13 protein-coding genes and 3 pseudogenes are annotated in these 18,578 nt (G+C 56.2%); 5 read left to right on the top strand and 11 right to left on the bottom strand.

Annotated features, from left to right (window positions below; translation table 11 throughout):
- Nucleotides 1-51: 51 nt before the first annotated feature.
- On the top strand, nucleotides 52-1,137 hold the full coding sequence (locus BUS42_RS11980; RefSeq protein ID WP_143206303.1) for a hypothetical protein: 1,086 nt from the start codon (nucleotides 52-54) through the stop codon (nucleotides 1,135-1,137).
- Between the two features lie 83 nt (nucleotides 1,138-1,220).
- Nucleotides 1,221-1,442, top strand: a pseudogene (locus BUS42_RS11975) (transposase); the annotation flags it as partial.
- A gap of 51 nt (nucleotides 1,443-1,493) precedes the next feature.
- Here the strand turns inward: BUS42_RS11975 and BUS42_RS11970 are convergent.
- Entirely contained in the window at nucleotides 1,494-2,459 is a 966-nt protein-coding gene (locus BUS42_RS11970) for a glycosyltransferase family protein (RefSeq protein WP_143206302.1), read from the bottom strand.
- A gap of 55 nt (nucleotides 2,460-2,514) precedes the next feature.
- Complete coding sequence (locus tag BUS42_RS11965; protein ID WP_074307112.1) at nucleotides 2,515-3,729, bottom strand: ISAzo13 family transposase; 1,215 nt, start codon at nucleotides 3,727-3,729, stop codon at nucleotides 2,515-2,517.
- Nucleotides 3,730-3,995: 266 nt separating this feature from the next.
- Here BUS42_RS11965 and BUS42_RS41870 point away from each other — a divergent pair.
- The 3 genes and pseudogenes from BUS42_RS41870 to BUS42_RS43620 form a co-directional block, all read left to right on the top strand.
- A pseudogene (locus BUS42_RS41870) lies at nucleotides 3,996-4,786 on the top strand (IS5 family transposase); the annotation flags it as partial.
- Nucleotides 4,787-4,937: 151 nt separating this feature from the next.
- Entirely contained in the window at nucleotides 4,938-5,546 is a 609-nt protein-coding gene (locus tag BUS42_RS11950) for a transposase (protein WP_074307109.1), read from the top strand.
- Between the two features lie 336 nt (nucleotides 5,547-5,882).
- A complete protein-coding gene (locus BUS42_RS43620; protein ID WP_159452213.1) occupies nucleotides 5,883-6,059 on the top strand; it encodes a hypothetical protein in 177 nt (58 codons plus the stop codon).
- A gap of 363 nt (nucleotides 6,060-6,422) precedes the next feature.
- Here BUS42_RS43620 and BUS42_RS11940 read toward each other — a convergent pair whose 3' ends face one another.
- The 9 genes and pseudogenes from BUS42_RS11940 to BUS42_RS46410 all read right to left on the bottom strand — a co-directional run.
- Nucleotides 6,423-7,478 (bottom strand): DUF1559 domain-containing protein, encoded by a 1,056-nt coding sequence (locus tag BUS42_RS11940; RefSeq protein WP_074307107.1) that lies wholly within the window; start codon nucleotides 7,476-7,478, stop codon nucleotides 6,423-6,425.
- Nucleotides 7,479-8,052: 574 nt separating this feature from the next.
- Nucleotides 8,053-9,642 (bottom strand): glycosyltransferase family 39 protein, encoded by a 1,590-nt coding sequence (locus BUS42_RS11935; RefSeq protein ID WP_074307106.1) that lies wholly within the window; start codon nucleotides 9,640-9,642, stop codon nucleotides 8,053-8,055.
- Between the two features lie 44 nt (nucleotides 9,643-9,686).
- Complete coding sequence (locus tag BUS42_RS46000) at nucleotides 9,687-10,349, bottom strand: transposase (protein WP_256386140.1); 663 nt, start codon at nucleotides 10,347-10,349, stop codon at nucleotides 9,687-9,689.
- Nucleotides 10,350-11,595: 1,246 nt separating this feature from the next.
- Nucleotides 11,596-11,745, bottom strand: a complete 150-nt coding sequence (locus BUS42_RS43610) for a hypothetical protein (RefSeq protein WP_159452211.1) — start codon at nucleotides 11,743-11,745, stop codon at nucleotides 11,596-11,598.
- On the bottom strand, nucleotides 11,742-12,566 hold the full coding sequence (locus BUS42_RS11920) for a glycosyltransferase family 2 protein (RefSeq protein ID WP_083670163.1): 825 nt from the start codon (nucleotides 12,564-12,566) through the stop codon (nucleotides 11,742-11,744). The genes BUS42_RS43610 and BUS42_RS11920 overlap by 4 nt, the downstream gene beginning before the upstream one ends.
- 610 nt (nucleotides 12,567-13,176) lie before the next feature.
- On the bottom strand, nucleotides 13,177-13,668 hold the full coding sequence (locus BUS42_RS11915) for a MauE/DoxX family redox-associated membrane protein (RefSeq protein WP_074307104.1): 492 nt from the start codon (nucleotides 13,666-13,668) through the stop codon (nucleotides 13,177-13,179).
- Nucleotides 13,669-13,704: 36 nt separating this feature from the next.
- Nucleotides 13,705-14,886, bottom strand: coding sequence for a rhodanese-like domain-containing protein (locus tag BUS42_RS11910; RefSeq protein WP_074307103.1), 1,182 nt, complete (start codon nucleotides 14,884-14,886; stop codon nucleotides 13,705-13,707).
- Between the two features lie 525 nt (nucleotides 14,887-15,411).
- On the bottom strand, nucleotides 15,412-16,551 hold the full coding sequence (locus tag BUS42_RS11905; protein WP_074307102.1) for a hypothetical protein: 1,140 nt from the start codon (nucleotides 16,549-16,551) through the stop codon (nucleotides 15,412-15,414).
- A 1,207-nt stretch (nucleotides 16,552-17,758) separates the two neighbouring features.
- A pseudogene (locus BUS42_RS46410) lies at nucleotides 17,759-18,275 on the bottom strand (transposase); the annotation flags it as partial.
- Between the last annotated feature and the right edge of the window lie 303 nt (nucleotides 18,276-18,578).

The following is an 18,578-nucleotide window of genomic DNA, read 5'->3' as shown; positions in this document are numbered from 1 at the left end:
CCCGTCTGAAAGACGTGGTTTACCGGACGGACACGTCGATGTGGGCATCGGATGTACGTGCGCTTCAGGCGGAGCGGGGGCTGCCCCACGTACGTCTGCAGTACGTTGCGGTCGGACTACGGCCTACCCCTGTGTCAATCGGCTTCGGCGATCGAGGTCGAGGCTTGGGTCGCCCAAGAGGTCCTGGGGGCCTTGCAACCGGCGGCCCTGGACGCCAGCCTCGAGGCCGCATCCCGGGTCGATGAACAGCGGCATCAGGTGATCCGCGACTGGGAGCGTCGGGTCGAGCGGGTGCGGTACGAAGCCGATCGAGCCGGCCGGCAGTACCAGGCCTGCGAGCCGGAGAATCGACTGGTGGGCCGTACCCTGGAGCGTCGCTGGGACGAGGCGTTGCAGGCCGTTCGGAAGGTGGAGGAGGACTTCGATCGCTTCCTCAGGGCGCAGCCGCGACAGTTGGGGGAGGCCGACCGGGAGCGGATCCGCCGCCTGGCCGCGGAAGTGCCGACCTTGTGGCATGCCGCGACGACGACGCACGTGGACCGAGGCCAGATCGTGAGGCTCCTCATCGACCGGGTGGTGCTCACTGTTGATTCAGGATGTGATCATGTCAAAGCACGAATCGAATGGGCCGGAGGGACGGTGCGGGAGCGGACGCTGCCCAGGGAAGTTTTTGGATATAAAAATCAACAACAATGGAAATTGCTTTCGGATCGACTCGCGGCACTGCACGGCCTGGGTGAGACGCCGAAGGTGATCGCGACGATCCTCGACCGGGAAAGCTTTCGGCCGCCGAAGCGGGCGACCCGGTTCACAGACGGGATCGTACGACGGTTGCTCCACGAACTGGGGCTGAGGCCCCGCGTGTCGCGCCAGACGGCGGCGGTCGTTCTGTCGTCGGGCGAAGTGTGGTTGCACGAGCTGGCGCAGACCCTGGCCGTATCGCCGCACACGCTGCACGGCTGGCGAAAGAAGGGCTGGATGCACTCGCGTCAGTTGGGTGGGCGTGGCGGCCCTTGGGCGGTGTGGGTCGACGCGACTGAGTTGGACCGCCTGCGGGCGTTGAAAGAATGCCCCCGACTCTGGAATCATCAGGAGCGGCTGGCCCGATTGCGAACGCCAGGGCCACGCAGCGACTGATCTTGTTCGTTCGATCTGAAGGGGGTCGAGGCGTATGGCTCGATCCCCCTTCACACAACTTGTTACCTGGAGGGCAGTATGACTGGTCCATCGAGAATTCCTTGCATTGGCAGTTAGACGTCACGTTCGGCGAGGATCAAAGTCGGATACGCAAAGGTCACGCCGACGCCAACTTTTCCATCGTCCGCCGCATGGCATTGAGCCTGCTCAAAAATGAGGAGAGCAAGAATCCGGGGGTGAAGTCGAAACGACTCGCCGCCGGCTGGAATGACGACTATCTCGAACAAGTGCTGTTTGGAACATGACTTATGGTGCAATCGCCCTGGGGATCAGCGAGAAGTCTCGTCAAAACAATGTCATTGCTTGTGGACTTTTAGCGTTTTCGCTTGTATGACCTGCCGAATAGTTTCTGCGAGCCTCTCCTCGAGTCCATCGCCAAGAATACGCTTGACTGCATCAATCCCCTCGCGGTTAATTATTTCCACACTTCGATACAATTCGATGCATGATTGAATTTCCTCGAACGTGCCTGCCAGCCAGCAGCCGGGCATGGGTTTGGAATAGATCACATACTTGCATTGCAAGAGCGATTCGAGGACCATCCGAGGCAGCCCATCGTGAAGTGACACCCTCAAGAGGCATCCAACCTGCGGATAAATCTCCTTCATGTCGTCGATCCAGCCAAAAACGCGTACGTTGTCATGCTCGCTGAAGCGCAGTCCATCTTCACATCCAACTACAATGAATCCAATGTCACGATTAACTCGAAATACGTGGTTTAACATTAATTCATTAAACAGAGACGCTTTATGGACTGGCATATAAACAAGAATGTCCCTGCCTGCGAGCCGAGGGCAGGACGTCGGCAAAATCTTGCTCAGATCGGGGCTCGATGGCAAGAAAACGGAGTTAATGCCGATGGATGCCAGTTCCTCGCACAGGTGGGGAGCCGCGGCGATGTTGAGAGTGACCAGGCAGTTGAGCGACCTTGCGAACCAACGATCGCTCGAATTCTCCAGGCAATTCATGACGTCGGTGCCTGCCCAACGTCGAATCAATGGCACGCCCACGAGCACACCGAAAAGAATTTTCGCCATTCGTCTGAACCCGAAACAACGGTATGTAATCAGAATCATTGCATCCGCTGCATTGACATATTTTATCCATGTTAATAGCGAGCAGGAATTGGTCTCTAGGTTTGTTTGAAACCCTTGTGTTCTTAGTATGCTAGCAAGTCGTGCTGTTGGTGAATCGGGCAGGGGTTTTTCGCCTATGAAGAGAACGTTCGGCTTGCGTTGAACCGATGCTGTGGCTGGTGACATCACTTGGCCTTCAGGTCTCGAGGATAAGGAGGCTCGCCAAAATAGCATATACAATTTATAGTTTCGGAATTGGGGTGATTGTATAGTTCCACTCATCGTGGAACTTATCCTTCCTAATATGCAGACTATCCATCTGCTCGTCCGTCACTTTTTGCCCAAGCGGGTAGGTGGTGGTGTCCAGCTCCGAATGGATCGAAAGCCCTTGTTTCGTCGTCGTGTGCCCGATCAAGTTCACGACGACCTCGCGACTCACAAGTGGTCTACCACGCCAGTTCTCGGTGATGTGGCAGAACATCCGGTGCTCAATCTTGTTCCACTTGCTGGTCCCCGGTGGGAAATGGCACACCGAAATCTTCAACCCGATCTCGTCGGCCAGTCCCTGGAGTTCCCATTTCCAGAGACGACTTCGGGTCCCGTTGGAGCCCCCGCCGTCGGCCATGATCAGCAGTTCGCTCGCGCCGGGGTAGGCCCGAATTCCCATCCGCCTCCACCATCGCCTCAGAGTCTCGACGGCAAACTCGGCGGTGTCGTGATCGATCCCCACGCCGACCCAACCGGTGTTGTCCGTCGGGTCGTAGACCCCGTACGGAATGACCTTGCCCAGTTTCTTGTCGGGGAAATCCTTGGACTTAACCTGCCGCGGCCTGCCTTCGGGCTCCCATTCGCGGCCAGAATTCCGGTAATTTCCCACGTGTTCTTTCTTCTTGGTGTCCACCGAGACGACGGGCTGGCCCCTCCGCTGGAACGCCATCACGCGTCGGTTGATATGACGGAACTGGGCATCCCGGTCCGGATGATCCTTCCCCTCAACGGTCTTCCGGTTGGACTGGAGGCTATACCCGAGGGCGTGCAGCAAACGGTTGACCGTCCGCTCACTGACGGGATGTCCACTCGCTGCGAGTTCCCTGGCCAGCTTGTCGGCGCTCTTGGAGGTCCATCGCAGGGGCGACATCGGATCGCCTCGCGTGGCCGGATCGACCAGGGTCTCCAGGGCATCGAGGAGCTTCGGGTCATGGTCAGCGAGGGCATTGCGGCCACCTCCCAATTTGCGGACCCTCTCGGGATGCTCATCGGGCGTGGAGTGCAGTTCATCCAGACCCGTCCGAATCGTGATGCGAGACAATCCGGTCGCCTCGGAAACCCTCGATATGCCACCCCATCCGATCGCCCGTGCCTCGGTGGCCGCCCACAATCGCCGTGCCCGCTCGTCAAGTAACGGCGCGAGTGTCGTGTACTTCTCGGAGATGATGTTGGCGTCAGAATCAGCCATATTGTTCATGCTAACTAGGCACGCTATATTTTGGATAGGTTATTTTGGCGAGCCGCCTAAGTGGAGTAAATGCTCCGGGTTCCTGCGGTGAAAGGGCGATTATGGGCTCTGACTGACGAATCATGAACCTTAAGGCCTTAGTAACTATCTCAGAACCCAACCGTCCCTCGCTACGTATTAACAACGCACGCAATTCCACTATTGAGGACGCAGGGATGAGACGGTCTCGAATACAGGTCGCACCGCTTCTTGATACTAGCTGGGAAATCGATAAACCGCTCTGGGAGCGGATCGAGCCGATTTTGTTGAAAGATGCTCCTCCAACGCCCAAGCCGAAAGGAGGACGTCCCCGCATTGACTGGCGAGCTGCGATCAATGGGATTATCTTCCGCATGCGCAGTGGATGCCAGTGGAACAAGTTGCCCGGCCGCTTCGGCGACGACGGTTCGGTGCACCGCTTGTTCCAGCGTTGGTATCGGAACGGCGTTTTCGAGAAGATCTGGGCGGTCTTGCTCGAGGAAGGCGACGAACTCGGGGCCGTCCATTGGAAGTGGCAGGCGGTCGACGGGATGCTGGGCAAAGCGCGCTTTGGGGGGGTAAAGTGGAAAAAAACGCTACGGATCGCGGCAAAAATGGCACCACGAAGAGACTCATGGTTGAATGCGACGGTGGCCCGTTGGGGGTCGTGATCGACGGGGCCAACATCCCGGACATGAAGCTCCTGGAAGCCACCATTGAGGCGGTCGTCGTCGAGCGTCCCGACGTGGAGGAGGTCGAGTAACATCTGAGTTTGGACAAAGGGTACGACAACCCCACCGGGCATGAGGTGGCCGCGGAAAACAAGTATGTCGCCCATATTCGTTCGATCCGGGACGACCGTCGTGAGTCGCGGCGACCCGGTCGGCAGAAGTCTCGGCGTTGGGTCGTCGAGCGAACGTTGGCGTGGCTCTCGAAGTGCCGGGCGATTCTGATCCGTTACGACAAGCATGCGGTCAACTACCTTGAGTTGATCCAACTGGCCTGTGGCTACTTGTGGAATCTGCGTATCCACAGAATCATTGCCTTTGCACTGTGTTGCTATAGTCGCGTAGTTATGCGTCGGAAGCAACGTTGTCACAGGCTTGCCTATCTGTTAATCCTGAGGGCACGTCATTGAAACGCAAACCGGTTCGTCATCAGGTCATGCCACCGTTATGGAGACATCCTCCATGACCGAGGACAAAGTGCACGCCATGGCCGAGCAACTGGTCCGTTTCTATAAGCGGTTTGCTCTCCTGTTCGGCAAGAAACAGGCCCAGGATCATGCCTACACCTACGCCAAGGGGCGCTTGGTCTGCCCCGAGCGAAAGAGCATCAAACCGATTGCCTTGAACGTCGGCGTCGGTCAGGTCTCGGCGCTGCAGAAGTTTATCAACATCGCCCCATGGGAACACGGAGAGGTTCAGGCCGTTTTCGCCGACAAATTGGTCCCGACCGCGATCGACAGCCCGATCAGAGTCGTCGGTGTGGTCGATGAGAGAGTCTTCACCGAGAAGGGCACTCACTGCGCCAGCGTGGCCCGTCAGTACAACGACCGGCTGGGCAAGGAAGACAACTGCCAGGTCGGAGTCATCCTGGTCGGGGTCACTCCGGGAAGTTCGGTCCTCCTGAATCACCAACTCTACTTGCCCGAGAGTTGGTGCGAGGACACTCGCGAGTCCCGGACGCGCCGCCAGAAGGTCCACATTCCCGACAACGTCGGTTTCCAGACCAAGCCTCAGATCACCGACGGGTTGATTTGCCAGATAGTGGCTTTGGGTATTATGCATTTGGACTAGATCACGGCCGACGAGGAGTAGGGCCGCAACGGCGAGTTCCTCGACCAGCTGGAACGACCTGAGCTGTGCTACGTCGTCGAGGTCCCTACCAAAACGACCGTATGGACCTAAAATCCGGCTTCGTGCATCCCACCCCAGGGAGACCGAGACCGCATCCCGACTCGGCCGAGCCGAGAGGCCGTGGCCAGCGTGGCCGAGGTCATCTCGACTCTGGAGACTGGGGCATGGCAGACGATTTAAATCAGGCAAAAGGCCAAGGAACCGCTCTGCTTCGAAATCGCGGCAGTATGGGTTTGGGCCGTCCGGCACCTCAAGCCTGGCCCTCCGGTGTGGCTGGTGGTACGTCGGTCCCTGGAACCGGTTCCCGAGGTCAAGTACTACGTCAGCAACGGCAGCCTGTCGACGAGCGTGGAGACCCTGGCGCGAGTGGCCAGCACGCGACACGAAGTCGAGGAGTACTTCGAGGATGGCAAGAGCTACTTGGGCATAGCGCAGTACGAGACGCGGTCGTAAGTCGGATGCCATCATTATAATAGTTTGCTAGCAAGATCGCATTTGTTTATCCCAATGACACGGTGCCAACTGGGAAAAAAACGCCGCAGCTGACGTTGGACCGGACGGAGCGATTGCTCCGGAGGGCGATCGAGGTCCCCGGATTTTCGCTGGGATTGGCATTGCTACTGGTGGAGTACCACATCCACCGCAACGAAGTCGCCCAATGGTCCCACACCAAGACCTGGATGGCTCGCTACAAAGTGGTCAAATTTATTCCGCTATAGATTTAGTAGTGTGCAAAGCAAATACCCCAAAAGTTGAGACTCCGTCGCGAAGCGAAGTAATCTTCCGTCATCCGGGGCGATGACGAGTGACTGCCCCTCATAAACCCGCATTGCCGCTCACTTCGCCGCCCGCTTTCGTGCCTGCCCCCCACCACACGGGGGGAGCGATACCGTTCTTAACGAACTGGACGTTTCCGTCTCCCATCAGAACATTCACGCCTCCAGGGTGCGCACTTGTGGCCGGGGTGATGTTCTGCGAATTCGACCAGTAACTGGGCATCCCGCCGAATCGACAACCGTTGAGCGGCATCCGAGAATCGTTGGGGGTCGTAACGGTATGGAAGAGTGTGTAACCCACACGCCCAGCGGCCCAGATCGCCCCGCGATCATCTCGGATGTTGGCCCCTACCTGGAACGCCTTCACGCAGTTCTCAATGCCCTGTGAGATGGCTGATGGGTTCGTCGAGGCGTCGTACAGAATCACCGAGGGGGAGGCGTCAAGGACCGCAACCACGACGTTACCCCGGTAAGAGTTTCCAGCACCCAGTCTCCCAACAATTGCCTCGGAGAAGGCGATGGTGTTAGAAGCACCATCGGTGCAGTGCGCCATGCTGTAGCACGTGTACCTCGCGAACAGACCTGTGGTTTCCTTGGGATTCCTTATGGTGGTCGTACCCAAGCTAGCGTGGTAGCTGCACATCCGACTTGCACCGGTGAAGGGGTCCGACGGGCAAAGGAGTGTGCCAACCAAAGTCGCAACGACTGTTCTGTTAACCACCGGGCCGAGACCCGTGTTATTCGGCCCAGCCTGGTCTGGGTTCCAAGAAAAATTCGCCGCGTTGAATAAATCGGCACGCTCCAGACCGGGGAGCATCTGCGAAATGGCACTCCAGCCGTTCCATGCCCGGTAGTCACCGGGCCCCCCGAAGGGGGCTTTGGTCATACCGGGGGGGAAAACATTCATCGCGGCATGGTATCCATGCATGGCCAGGCCTAGCTGTTTCAAATTGTTGATGCACTGGGCACGGCGAGAGGCCTCGCGTGCGGCCTGCACGGCCGGGAGGAGCAAGGCGGTGAGGAGGCCGATGATAGCAATGACCACCAACAATTCGATCACTGTAAAACCGCATCGGGATTGGGTGATTCTTTGCATTCGAAATCCTCACGTTCCAGTGGGAGGTCACACCGCTTGATTCGCGCACGTTCGCGAACCTGAATCACTCGTGGTCAAAATGTTCTGCCCGAAAACCTAATCGCATGGCAGTGCAATCGATCCGGAACGAGCAAGAACGGCAAACAAGATGAGTGCGCCGTGAGTTTTCCCAGCTCGCGCGGGGGTCATGAACTTGATGCCACCGAGTCTCCCTCCGGACTGCAGGACTTCGCCCAGATTCCCGACCGCAACGCGAAGAGAGTACGTGCTAACGCAAGCCACCGTCACGGGTCGCGCAGCAATAATCGAACCACAGATGGGACAGCAGTGGACCGACCGATTGCGCTCGAGCATCTACCATGAATTCTCCCCCATCGAAGGCATGCCAGGCCCTCCGAGAGCAAGACGAAGCAACACTGACCCCATCAGGCCATCGTCGGCGATCCGAATGGACCCTCGCGGCGAGTATTTCACTGTCGGATCCCCTGAGAGACGTAACCTTGTGCCTAAATGTCATGTTATTGTAGGACCACTGAATGATTTTTCCAACGCTTTTCCGTTATGACGCGCACAATTACCGCCGAGGCCGGCGGGCATCGTAATGCAGGAGCCAGACAGGATCGTTCTGGAACAAATCGCAATTATTGTGTTGGTATGATTGCATCAGGGTCCATCCATAATGTTTGGGATCCGGCTTCGTGCTTATGAGCCAAACCCCTGGCACGTCGAGGTTCGCAAGTCGGTCCTGGTCAATCACGTCGTCATCGCGGAAATAATGAGACCCAAAAGCCCGCTCGCCCTTTTTCCTGTCGATCACGAGCTTAGGCTTGAATTCGGCCCTCGCATAGTATGCCACCTTGAAGTACGTGTGTGGCGACATGCAAAATACCGGTTCCCCTTGTAGTTTCGCCTTCGCGACAAACCGGGTCGCCCTGCTGATCCCCTCAACCGGAACCGGACCGATGGTTTTCCAGCTATGGCCGTAGGATGCGAGTGCAATGAGGGCGATGGTGAGGGTCGCCGTCGAGCGGATGAAGCCGTTTGGTATCCGAGCGACTATGAATGCGAGGCCTGCAAGCCAGAACAATTGAGGAAACACTAAATAATAACCACTATAAATGTTACGCCTTGTTAATATCGAAACCGCGATGAGCACGGAAGCGGGAAAGATCCCCGAAACCAGCAAGAACCACCTACCCCAACCAGCGAGCACCACCAGAAGGACCTGGACACCTGCCAGTAAGGCCATCGTCAGCCAGGCGATCTCCCGAGGAGAAGACGGATGCACGTCAGGCGTGAAACAAAGCGCCTGTAATGTCTCGTAAGGGATTCTTGAGCCGGATAAAACAAACAAAGGAGGGCCACTGCGTTTCCAATGTTCAGCGCGTGAGTATGCGACCATGCATGGCGGAGCTATTGCAACAGCCAGGATAACAAGCGTGACCGTGGCTTTCCTCAAGCGGTCCCCCTTGTACTCACTTTGCGGTAAGGGCACGGCTGGCGACAGGTCCGGGTCTGCGGGGAGTCGGCCCGATTTTTTGTCCGATTGGATGCGCAGGAAGGCAACCGCCGTAACGAGTAGAGAGAGGATCGGAAGGATCGCGAGATAGTGGGTGTAGCAAGCCGCCGCGCCCAGAATCGATGCTGACACGAGGGGCCAGATCGATCTCGTGTCCTCTCGAAGAGAGCGGAGCAGGAGCCAGCCGGAAAACACCAGGCAACACGTCGCGAAAGTATACCCGCGAACGATCTGAGACAGATGAATGTGCAAGGGATTCAAAGCGACCAAGAAGGCCGCAAGGAGCGCCGCCCATTTGTCCCCTCGGCTCCAGGGCGTAATCTCGCCATCGAGACGATATAATGCGAGGATTATGAGGTATGTCCCCAAGATGGTGAGAGTGCCCATTAACGCCGCCAACGAGCGCAACGCGACCTCAGAATCACCCCAGCAGTTCGACCAGGCCTGTAGCGTGAGAAAAAAAAGTGGTGGATGCAACGCCCCGGGCGCCAGGCTTCTCCACAAGGTTTCTCCGGGGGAATACCTCAAGTAGTAGGCCGAGATCGCCTCATCAAGCCATAGGCTTTTGAAGCCGAGCGGGAAGAACCTCACGAATCCCCCCAGTGCTACCACACCTCCAATTAAAATTGTATCGATATATTTCACAGATGATATCCTCGTGAAACAAGAATGGACGAATCTAGAGCGCCTCACGATTGCATCGCGTACGTTGCACGCGATTTGAACCAACCAATGATATCTTGTTGCGCGGCTTCACTTAGGCCACGGCCGATTGCGGTCGTGAGCGTATCCGTCGTTCGGGCCGCCGCCGACTTCAGCGAGCCTTTCACTTTGGAGAACATTTCCTCGAGCGGTGAGTAATCCGGGCTTGAGGGCGGCAATGGGATCATTTTCTCGCCAACCCCCTTGACCGCCTTCACCACCGACTTCGCCTTGTGCGGCTTCAGGTTGTCCCAGATCACCACGTCGCCGGGATGCAGTTGCGGTGCTAACGCCTGTTCCACGTGGGCCTCGAACGTGGCTGTGTCCGTCGCCCCCTGGAGACAATCGGGGCCGTCACGCCCGAGATTCGGAGACCGCAGATGAGGGGCAGGGTCGTCCAGAAATTGGGGACCGCCCCATGCACGCACTCTCCTCGGGGGGCGCGGCCGTGAGTCCGGGTCATCGCTGTGTTCGTCCCGGTTTCGTCCACGAAAACCAGGTGTTTCGGCTCGATTCCCACCACCTTCTTGCGGAACGCCGATCGCTTGCGGCGGCCCTTGGGCGTGTCGTGTTGGGTGGCGTGGAGCACTTTCTTCTTCAGCGTGATCCGCAGATTTGTCAGAGTGCGTGAAATGGCCATGCAACTGCATCTGACTCCCAGACGATCGCGAGGTTTCTTGAGCGTGGCGTAGGGTTGTTCCTGGATCAACTTGCGGAGTCGTTCGATGTCGTTGGGGGCCAAGGGCGGGCCGTCGCCCGCCGTTGTGCGATCGGGGCTCGGCGGAGCCGGTCTGTCGGTACTGCTTCAAGAGACGTACGATTGTGGAGACGTTGACGAGAAACCGCTGGGTGATTTGACGCAACGAGCTTTCGCCGCGTGCCACGGTCTCGAGAATACGATCTCGAAGGTCTTGGGAATAGGGTCGCATGGGACACCTCCTGGGTCTATTTCTATTCTACCCAGGCGCAAGAGAAACGGTTAGCGCTCTAGATCAAGTCGCGTAGGATGGGGAGTGTCAGAGAGAGGCGGACTCAAGTCACTCAGTTAAAATGTAATACTACAACTTTATTCCTCGAAACGCAAACGCTCTGCACGTTTGCACTATTATCACCTCAACCAATCCGATCGCTACGCTTCACGCATTCCAGCTCTACCTCAAAGCCATCCATGGCAGGGGGCCTCGCCCCTAGACTATTCGGTGCAGGGTTGATACAAGTGCTGACAGCGCAATTTAACCGATTGGTAAAAAGTTCAGGGGGCTCGGGGCTACGTCTATCGGGGAGGCGTACAGGAAAGATTCATCGACGTTGTGAATGCTGATCGCGCCTGCTTCAAAATCGAAGTGAGTTACCGTGAGAGAAATCAATGCCGGAACCAAATAACGTCGAAATGATTCAAGGTCCGATTCTCGAATGGGGCGAACGTGGTCCTGCCACGAAACCTCTGGGCATGGCCGTATCACGCGATCCTGTGAAAGCCATGGGGCGGTCGGACCGGGCGTAAACAGCGGCGTCTGAGGCAGCGGACGGCGCTGCTGCGGCATCTCGAGGGTACTCGGGGAGGCGTTTGGTTTGGTGGATACAACCTCGGCCAAGAGCTCGTCTCCAGATATCTTGAATCGGATCGCAAAAATACACTGGCCGCGATCGGGAATTGGACCTACCCTGTCTCTGAGCGGAAGGCCGCGGGCAGCTGCTCTCTCACGGCTTTTGCAAGTTCAACACGTCGACGGGACACCGGAATTGACTTGCCATCAAGAGTCCGGCTTAACTCCAATAGCACAGTCTTGTGTGCCGGCTCGGAACGCTCCTCGGCCGGTAGTTACGGGGCACATCAGATCCCCAGCTGGAGGAACTCGCGGCAAACTAGGCTCCGTGAGGCGGAACACGGCCGGCTCAGCGAATCGCAACCTTCTCCAGGCGAAACGAAACCGGTATGGAACCCTTGGTCTTGGCCGTATATCTCTTCATCGCGAGATAACCGAATGGGACCGACATGACGGTAATCGCATTGATGAGCGTGATGATGACTGCCACCGCGATCATGCGGAACGGTCCGAGGGCCGTTTTCTGCCGTTTTTCAAGGCCTCTCCGCTGGAGAGCTTAACGCGATCTGTGACTCGGCTGAAGGAGGAGCGGAGCATGGACTTGTTGGGTAGTCCCATCGATTGACCGAATCCGAAGCCTACTCGAAAGGCCTTCTTGGAGACGCTTCGCAACGTCTTCCGGCAGGGATGTCGAACGATCGTATCAGCCGCGTAGATGATTGGGAAACCCGTGGCAGTCGCCCTCTGCCCAAACTCGTGGTCGCCGCCGGAAATCAACCGCTCCTCAAAAGCCCCGATACGATCGAAAACCTCGCGATGCACGAACAGGTTGGCCGTCGCGCCGAAGCCTTCACTTACGAAACGTCGCTGGCGAAGGAACCGCCCGGCGTCCACGAATTCGTTGATGGAGGGGAATTCGGAGTGCACAAGTTCAATCGACCCTGCGACGCGCGGCGCGGAAGTCAGCGCCTTGAGTCCCGCTTCGAGCCAGTTCGGGTCGGGACGTCCATCAGAGTCAGTGAATGCTAAGTTTTCAGAGCGGGCAGAGTTGAGTCCAACATTGCGCGCCGCGTACGATCCACGGCGATCATGGCAACAGAGGAACCGAACCCCCGCCCGACAATTCAGTGCCAGCCAGTCAAGCGATCCGTCGGTCGATCCATTATCAACGAAAATCACTTCGAACCGTCCTATCGGGAGAGATTGCCGCAGCAATGCGTCCAAGAGACCTGGCAGATCGTCCAACGCGTCGAGCACCGGAATGATGACTGAGATCACTGGCCCGTCCCCCGATTCTTCCATTGCATCAATATAACACATATGATGTTCCTGAACTCGTGTACTTCCGCACGCTTGCGTGATTCCTGACGTTCTGATTGCAGTCGTGCACCCAATCCCGATTAACGATGCGATTGTTTAATTCATTGTTCAATCCGAGGCACTCCTCAGGGGATTGACCTCGACGGCCGATTCCAGTCTTGCTATGACTAACCGGAATGAAGGCAGGGGAAGTGTGTTGCATGGAACTCTACTCTCGCCGAATCGTATGAGCGGTTTTCCAACAGACCAGTCTGCATATCGTGGGCCTTCCTCAAAGCGGATCGAGGAGAATAGCATTGGAGATAGTCGAGTCCTGCAGCGTCCGTTCGGGGTCATGGGATGCACTTGATCTGGGAGTCACGTATCACATCGAAAACCGTGAATAGTTTGGCAGGCTGCCCCGAAAACTGCTCGATCGCTATTTGCACATCTCTGATCCTGCATATGATCAGCGAGCCTGGAATCTAATCAGTTCAGTCGGTTCGTGTTCCGTCGTCGGTTATCACACGACCCCACCTTCCGACCCACGTCGGATCGGAAGGCGTTACCCGGCTTCGACGCTCCAAAGGGCGTTCTGACTGCTGCCCGGTGGCACGTCGTACCCCCGATGTTAGTTCGCATCGATATGCGGCTGGCAGTGGGATCGAAGAACTAAAAAGAGTGAAGCCGTAAAAGCCAACACACCAAATGTGAGACCCCTGTATCCAATCGGTTCTCCCTGCGAACCGAAGCAGCCACACGTGATATTCAAGCCTCGCCACAGCGAGATCGCTTGAACGGTGGTAAATACTCCCAGAAGCATGCTTCCGAGGAGCAGTGCACCCCGCTCCATAATATTCATCATCAGGGCCAGACCGAGTGCAAGCTCAAACCACGGCAATAGAATAGCCATGAACAGCCCGAGATAGGCACCAACGAGATCGTAGTCGTAGATGACCGTCAAAAACTCGTACGGCTGATAAAGTTTCCAAAAACTGCTCACCAACAAAACGCCTCCCAATGCAACTCGCAGGATGGAAGCCAGCGCAGAGATTCCATCCGTGGTAAGCAAGCTGAACTCTCCACGGACGAGACCAGTCCTAACGGCAGAGAAGTCTGACATGGTTTGCTCCTCAAAATGACTTGCCTTGGTTTTGCGTTAACTTTCGCGGTCCCGCATCTCGCCCTGTAATGCATCCGTATGCTCTTTCCAATTCATCCAGCCACCGTCGAAAATACTGAGATTCTCAAACCCAAGCTCGTGCAACTTCTTCCCAATGAGCTTACTGAATGGACATGTCAGGCTTTGGCAGTAGATTACGATTGGTGTGCGTGGGCCTACACGCGTGAGAAGCTGAGCGCATTGCGACGTTGTGGAATTAGGAGGAATGTTGATCGCTCGAGGCAAATGCCCACGCTCGTAATCTTCCAGAAAGCGGGCATCTACAAAAACGACGTCTCCGGCCTTCAGGTGTTTCGAAACTCGGGTTATGTTCACGTGATAAAAGGCGGTGAATACATAATGGGATTGAATTGATTCAATTGCCGGGTGGCTTGCCAGGAAACCTTGCGGGAGGAGGGCATTATAGCCCATCACGAGCAGTGTCGGGAGTGCCAACAAAACACCAGCTTGCTGTGCCGTCGCAAGGCTGTTCTTCAGAAACGAACTGGAGTGCTGAGAGAATGATCCGGCGATTCTCGCCTCAAGTTGCCTGAGAAACTTGAGGCAAATCAGCGCCAAGACGAGGTAGCAACCGTAGAGTACAACGGATACCGCATAATACATTGACGCGGAAATTGGTTTGTTAGAAACAACCAAACCATTCCCATCCCAGATTGCTCCGAGATCGGCTAGAGTGACCAATTGCATTGGCTTGAAACCGTCGCAGATCCGGGCCGTACCCTTCTCGATGCCCATGAAAAGGACCCAGTGATCGAAATCGCGGTTTCCAGGATCCGACTTAACATGCAAGAGCGTGGGATTCGTAACCACGCTCAGGCTTGTGGTGGTAGCATGGTAGAGTGGAAGTGTATAAAGGCCATTCTCCTTGGCCGCGAGGCGCAGTTCCGACAAGGAACTTCCTTTCTGGGTCCCAATATACCTTCGAACTACAAGAGACTCGAAGGGAAGATTCATGTCGAGCGAAAGCATCGCTCGGTGAAGGGATTGGATGCCGCAGTAAGTGGAATAAGTCTGCTGCGACGTCGAGATGCGAGTGTTCTTCGGAGGCACCTCTGCTCTGAGCGAACTGACGGAACTCAAAACGATAAACATGGTGATTATCATCAGGCGATGTGCGCGAGTGCCCTTGTATGGCCCGTGGTCAATTGTCAGCCTCATGGATTTCCATCCTGGGCGGGTACGGCATGAGATAGGCATGGCTCTGTTTCTCTCTAGGCTTTCCAACGTGAGAGCTGTTCTGTACCACCTGGGCCGCAATAAAGAAGGATATTGGGTTTGGCCCGGAGATCCTCGGATGATTTTCTCAGGCCGGATGCCTTAGTCGGTGGTGCGCATATGGGTGTAACTACCGGATTCAGTGGGGATTCAAGTCCTCAGTCGACTTTCCGTATCTCGTTACAGGCCAAAGATTTATCTGCGAATACCAAGTGCTCATGGCACGGTGATTTAAGTCGGAAGGGGACCAACTTTCGACTTATATTCTCAGTACCGTCCCAAGAACATTTGGCAGGACCCGGAACGTCCAGTGGTTTCAGAGGGTTTTGGGCCCGCGAGGCAGAACATCAATGGTCCTAAATGGTTGAGTGCCAAGCACGGTTGGATTGAATGTCTGGCTGAAGCGAGTAGTTACACCCTGCGGATATAGAGGGTGTCGAATGGTCACCCACGGAAATGCAGGAGCAGCTACTCTTTGCCGGACATGGGTTTCCTGGAGTGGAACCAAACATATAGACCGATCAAGATTGCCAAGACGATAATGGCAACCATGAGATTGAAGAGAGTGAAATTACTTTCGAACGAGCCTTTTGGGCCACTATAGTCATCAAATGCAACTTCAGCGTTTTTGCCGTCCCACCGATATTGAACACCACTTTCAGATTCATCCAAGAGATCGACTGTTGATCCTACAGGAAGGTCTGAATCAAAGGTGCCTGTTGCAAAAGTCGGACTAAAAAGAATGTCAGTTCGCTGATAAACATAAACGTCGTTGACGGTTTTGCCGCGATTCCGATATATGGATTCTGTATAACGCCCTTGTGTTGGGACAAAATGATCGCCAATCTTTTCGACACGAACATTATCTAGAACACTGAGACACCGAGTGATAGGGCGTAAATCATCGGCCTTGCCTGACGGAGACCATAGAGGTTGATGCGAGATTGCTGTGCCATTCCAGAGGTCGTTGCCCGTCCGATCTACGACAAACTTGACACAGGTGTAGCCAAAATCGGGTGCGATCCACATGGTGATGGTGCCGTATCGAGTACGGCCTTCGACGACTTCGCATGTGGATTCACTTATCGACTCCTGACTGCGCATCTTCGTTCCGGATGCGTCAAGCAGCATTTCCGCAATCCGCTTGCTGTCCGAACCTGCGACTTGTCCGTCGAGTGGGCCACCGTAAATGGCGGCTTCTAGAGATTGCTTGCCAAACTTGTCGCGCTCCTTCTTGGCAATGAGCCCCGACTTGGCAACCTCGGACCCTCGTCTAACCTGGTAGGTCGTGTAGTAATCGCTGTTCTCTAGCGTACGGAAAGAGTACGAGTTGTTTTGGCCAACGTCCAGGTATGAATGCGCCCCAGTGATGTTGAATCGGTTACTGTCGCGTTGAAGGAGGATCTCGGACCGTTGTTTTTTTGGGCGTTGATCGGGATAGTCCAACGTGATTTCAGTGGTGACTTTCATCGAGGAGCGGTCGACGGCCGACTGTGCCGCAATGCATCGTTTTAACAGGAGTTTCATGTCAGGTTTCATGTCCTGTCCGACCGCCAAGGAACAGGTTGCAAGGAAGGAGAACGTGGCGATCAGGGCGGACTTATTCACGATGGTGGGCCCTTTCGGAGCTGGAGGGTCTTTGATTCGTTAAGCGACAACGCTCGATGCCGCAGTTCACTGGCATTTCCAACAGCTTTGTAATTAGTCTGATTCGATCACTCAGTAGTCTTCCGATCAACGGTGAACGAGAGCCGAGGCCGCAAGGTGTGCTTGGCGCCTCGGCTGGGCTACGCAGTCACTAATGGAACCCGTCGCATCCCGAATGCTTAAGCGTTTGAGCCGATTATGTCACGGCCTTACTACTTCGTTATCACGTCTACCGTCCTCAACGTAAGACTAATGGGGGGTCGAAACATGCAGACATCAAGAGGAAGTCCGTGCGAAGCTGTGAAACTGTAGCAAGTCTCGAATAACCAATGTCTTGCGATGAACGATCTGCGGAGTCAACGAAACGGGCTACGCCGTGACGCTATGGCATCAGGAGCAAGAATACGTCGGTTCCGCGGTGCAACCCGAATTGCTACATTGCCCTGTACCCTGCGAGAAGCACTTCAGGGCACCGCTCCCACTACAATGGTCGTTGCTGCCTGTGCATTGGGTGTTGCCGGTACACTTAGTTGATTTCGTTGTGGAGCATTTGGTGCCACTCTGTGCGCCGCGAATCTCTGCGCGGGTTCCTGTGGCGGGAAGCATGGCATAGCCACAGAGTGCAATCGCGAGGATTGCGGGCGCCGTCCGAAGCTTGAGAATCATGGGTTTTCTCCATTAAGAAGTGCTGTGAAAGCAAGTTTCTCCCACGAGTTCGGATGTTGACAAGAAAGAGTGGCAATGGCAAGTAAAATCTGGCGTGATCCTGGATCCGGCATTTCCGGCGATTGGGAACGACCGTTGTAGGTCATTCGCTGACATGGAATTACGTGCGTTTGCTCTATCGCTTTTTTTTTGATTTTTGAACTGGCGCACGAGACGGAGCCACAGCTTTTCAAATTTCCGCCGATCGCAGGCGCGGGCATGTCGAAGGCGGCGACCCTCTGGACGGGCCTCGCTTCTCATTTCGGTTTCGAGGTTATATCTGAATGTTGCGGACGAAAAGGTGATGAGACCAGCTCGTCACTGGGATAACGCAAGACCTTCATCCGGCCGAAGTGGGCTAGAATCGCATGGCCATCCTCGCCGACTCGACAGGCGTACGCCTGCCGATTCCCTTGCGCAGTCGGGAGCCGGGATTCGTCGGGGCGTCGGCGGAACGGTCGACCCACTCGGAGGGGCTGTGGTCGCGGAGCCACTTGGGAGCGGCGACGGCCAGGCTGTTGAGTGCGTGGTGCAACGTCTCGATCGCGCAGCCTAACCGATTTGTGGCGAAAACGCGTGCCAGCACATGGGTTGAGTGGGTGCGTACCGACCGCGAGCCTTGAGCAGCCCCAAGGCTTTGCAGCGGGCCAGCAGCCTCTCGAGTCGGAGAGGACGGATGCGCCGAACCCCGGGTCGGTCAGTTCGAGGCCGAGGAGGTACTTCCAGTCGATCCTCGCGCGGACGGCATCAGCGGCCGGGTGGTCGGAGAGGTCCCCACGGAATTGAAGTACAGCCAACCGCCAAGGCTCGAGGGCCGGTTACCCTTCGAGGGGGTAGAGGTCGGCGAAGTCGGCGTCGTGGAAGAGGGTGCCGAGTTCGTCGCGGAGTCGGAGGTATGGATTCCCCTCGGGGAAGGCGAGACGGGCGACGCGGGCGGTATTTTCGAGGACGGGCGGGACAAGTCGGAGATCGAGCGACACGGAGCGACCTCAAGAAGCGCTGTTGCGACAGGGAGCATACTATCAAATTGTATGGGACTGCCGCCCTGGAGGGAATTCGCCAGCAGTATCACTTTTGGTGAAAAGGGGCCGCTCTCATGGCCGGGTGGGATAGGTGCGAGAAGATGCCCCTCGCGTTAGCTAGAGCGCCGAACAGTTGAATGGCACGGGGTTTGAGAGGAAGTCACGGTAAGGAGGTGGCCGATGACACCCTATTCTGAGGATCTCCGACAGCGGATCCTCGAGACGATCCAAGCGCGGTGACGGATCGGTACGCCAGTTCGC

This window comes from Singulisphaera sp. GP187 (assembly GCF_900129635.1).
Lineage (GTDB): Bacteria > Planctomycetota > Planctomycetia > Isosphaerales > Isosphaeraceae > Singulisphaera.
Note: the sequence above shows the minus strand (reverse complement) of the source record. Positions and strands in the feature narration are given on the sequence as shown.

What these genes read in the sequence shown, in the direction of transcription:
- BUS42_RS11950 (WP_074307109.1), top strand. Translation starts at nt 4,938, where the DNA reads ATGACCGAGGACAAAGTGCACGCCATGGCCGAGCAACTGGTCCGTTTC.
- BUS42_RS11965 (WP_074307112.1), bottom strand. Translation starts at nt 3,729, where the DNA reads ATGGCTGATTCTGACGCCAACATCATCTCCGAGAAGTACACGACACTC.
- BUS42_RS43610 (WP_159452211.1), bottom strand. Translation starts at nt 11,745, where the DNA reads ATGATCGCGGTGGCAGTCATCATCACGCTCATCAATGCGATTACCGTC.
- BUS42_RS11920 (WP_083670163.1), bottom strand. Translation starts at nt 12,566, where the DNA reads ATGTGTTATATTGATGCAATGGAAGAATCGGGGGACGGGCCAGTGATC.
- BUS42_RS11980 (WP_143206303.1), top strand. Translation starts at nt 52, where the DNA reads ATGTACGTGCGCTTCAGGCGGAGCGGGGGCTGCCCCACGTACGTCTGC.
- BUS42_RS11910 (WP_074307103.1), bottom strand. Translation starts at nt 14,886, where the DNA reads ATGAGGCTGACAATTGACCACGGGCCATACAAGGGCACTCGCGCACAT.
- BUS42_RS46000 (WP_256386140.1), bottom strand. Translation starts at nt 10,349, where the DNA reads ATGCAGTTGCATGGCCATTTCACGCACTCTGACAAATCTGCGGATCAC.
- BUS42_RS11970 (WP_143206302.1), bottom strand. Translation starts at nt 2,459, where the DNA reads ATGTCACCAGCCACAGCATCGGTTCAACGCAAGCCGAACGTTCTCTTC.
- BUS42_RS11940 (WP_074307107.1), bottom strand. Translation starts at nt 7,478, where the DNA reads ATGCAAAGAATCACCCAATCCCGATGCGGTTTTACAGTGATCGAATTG.
- BUS42_RS11915 (WP_074307104.1), bottom strand. Translation starts at nt 13,668, where the DNA reads ATGTCAGACTTCTCTGCCGTTAGGACTGGTCTCGTCCGTGGAGAGTTC.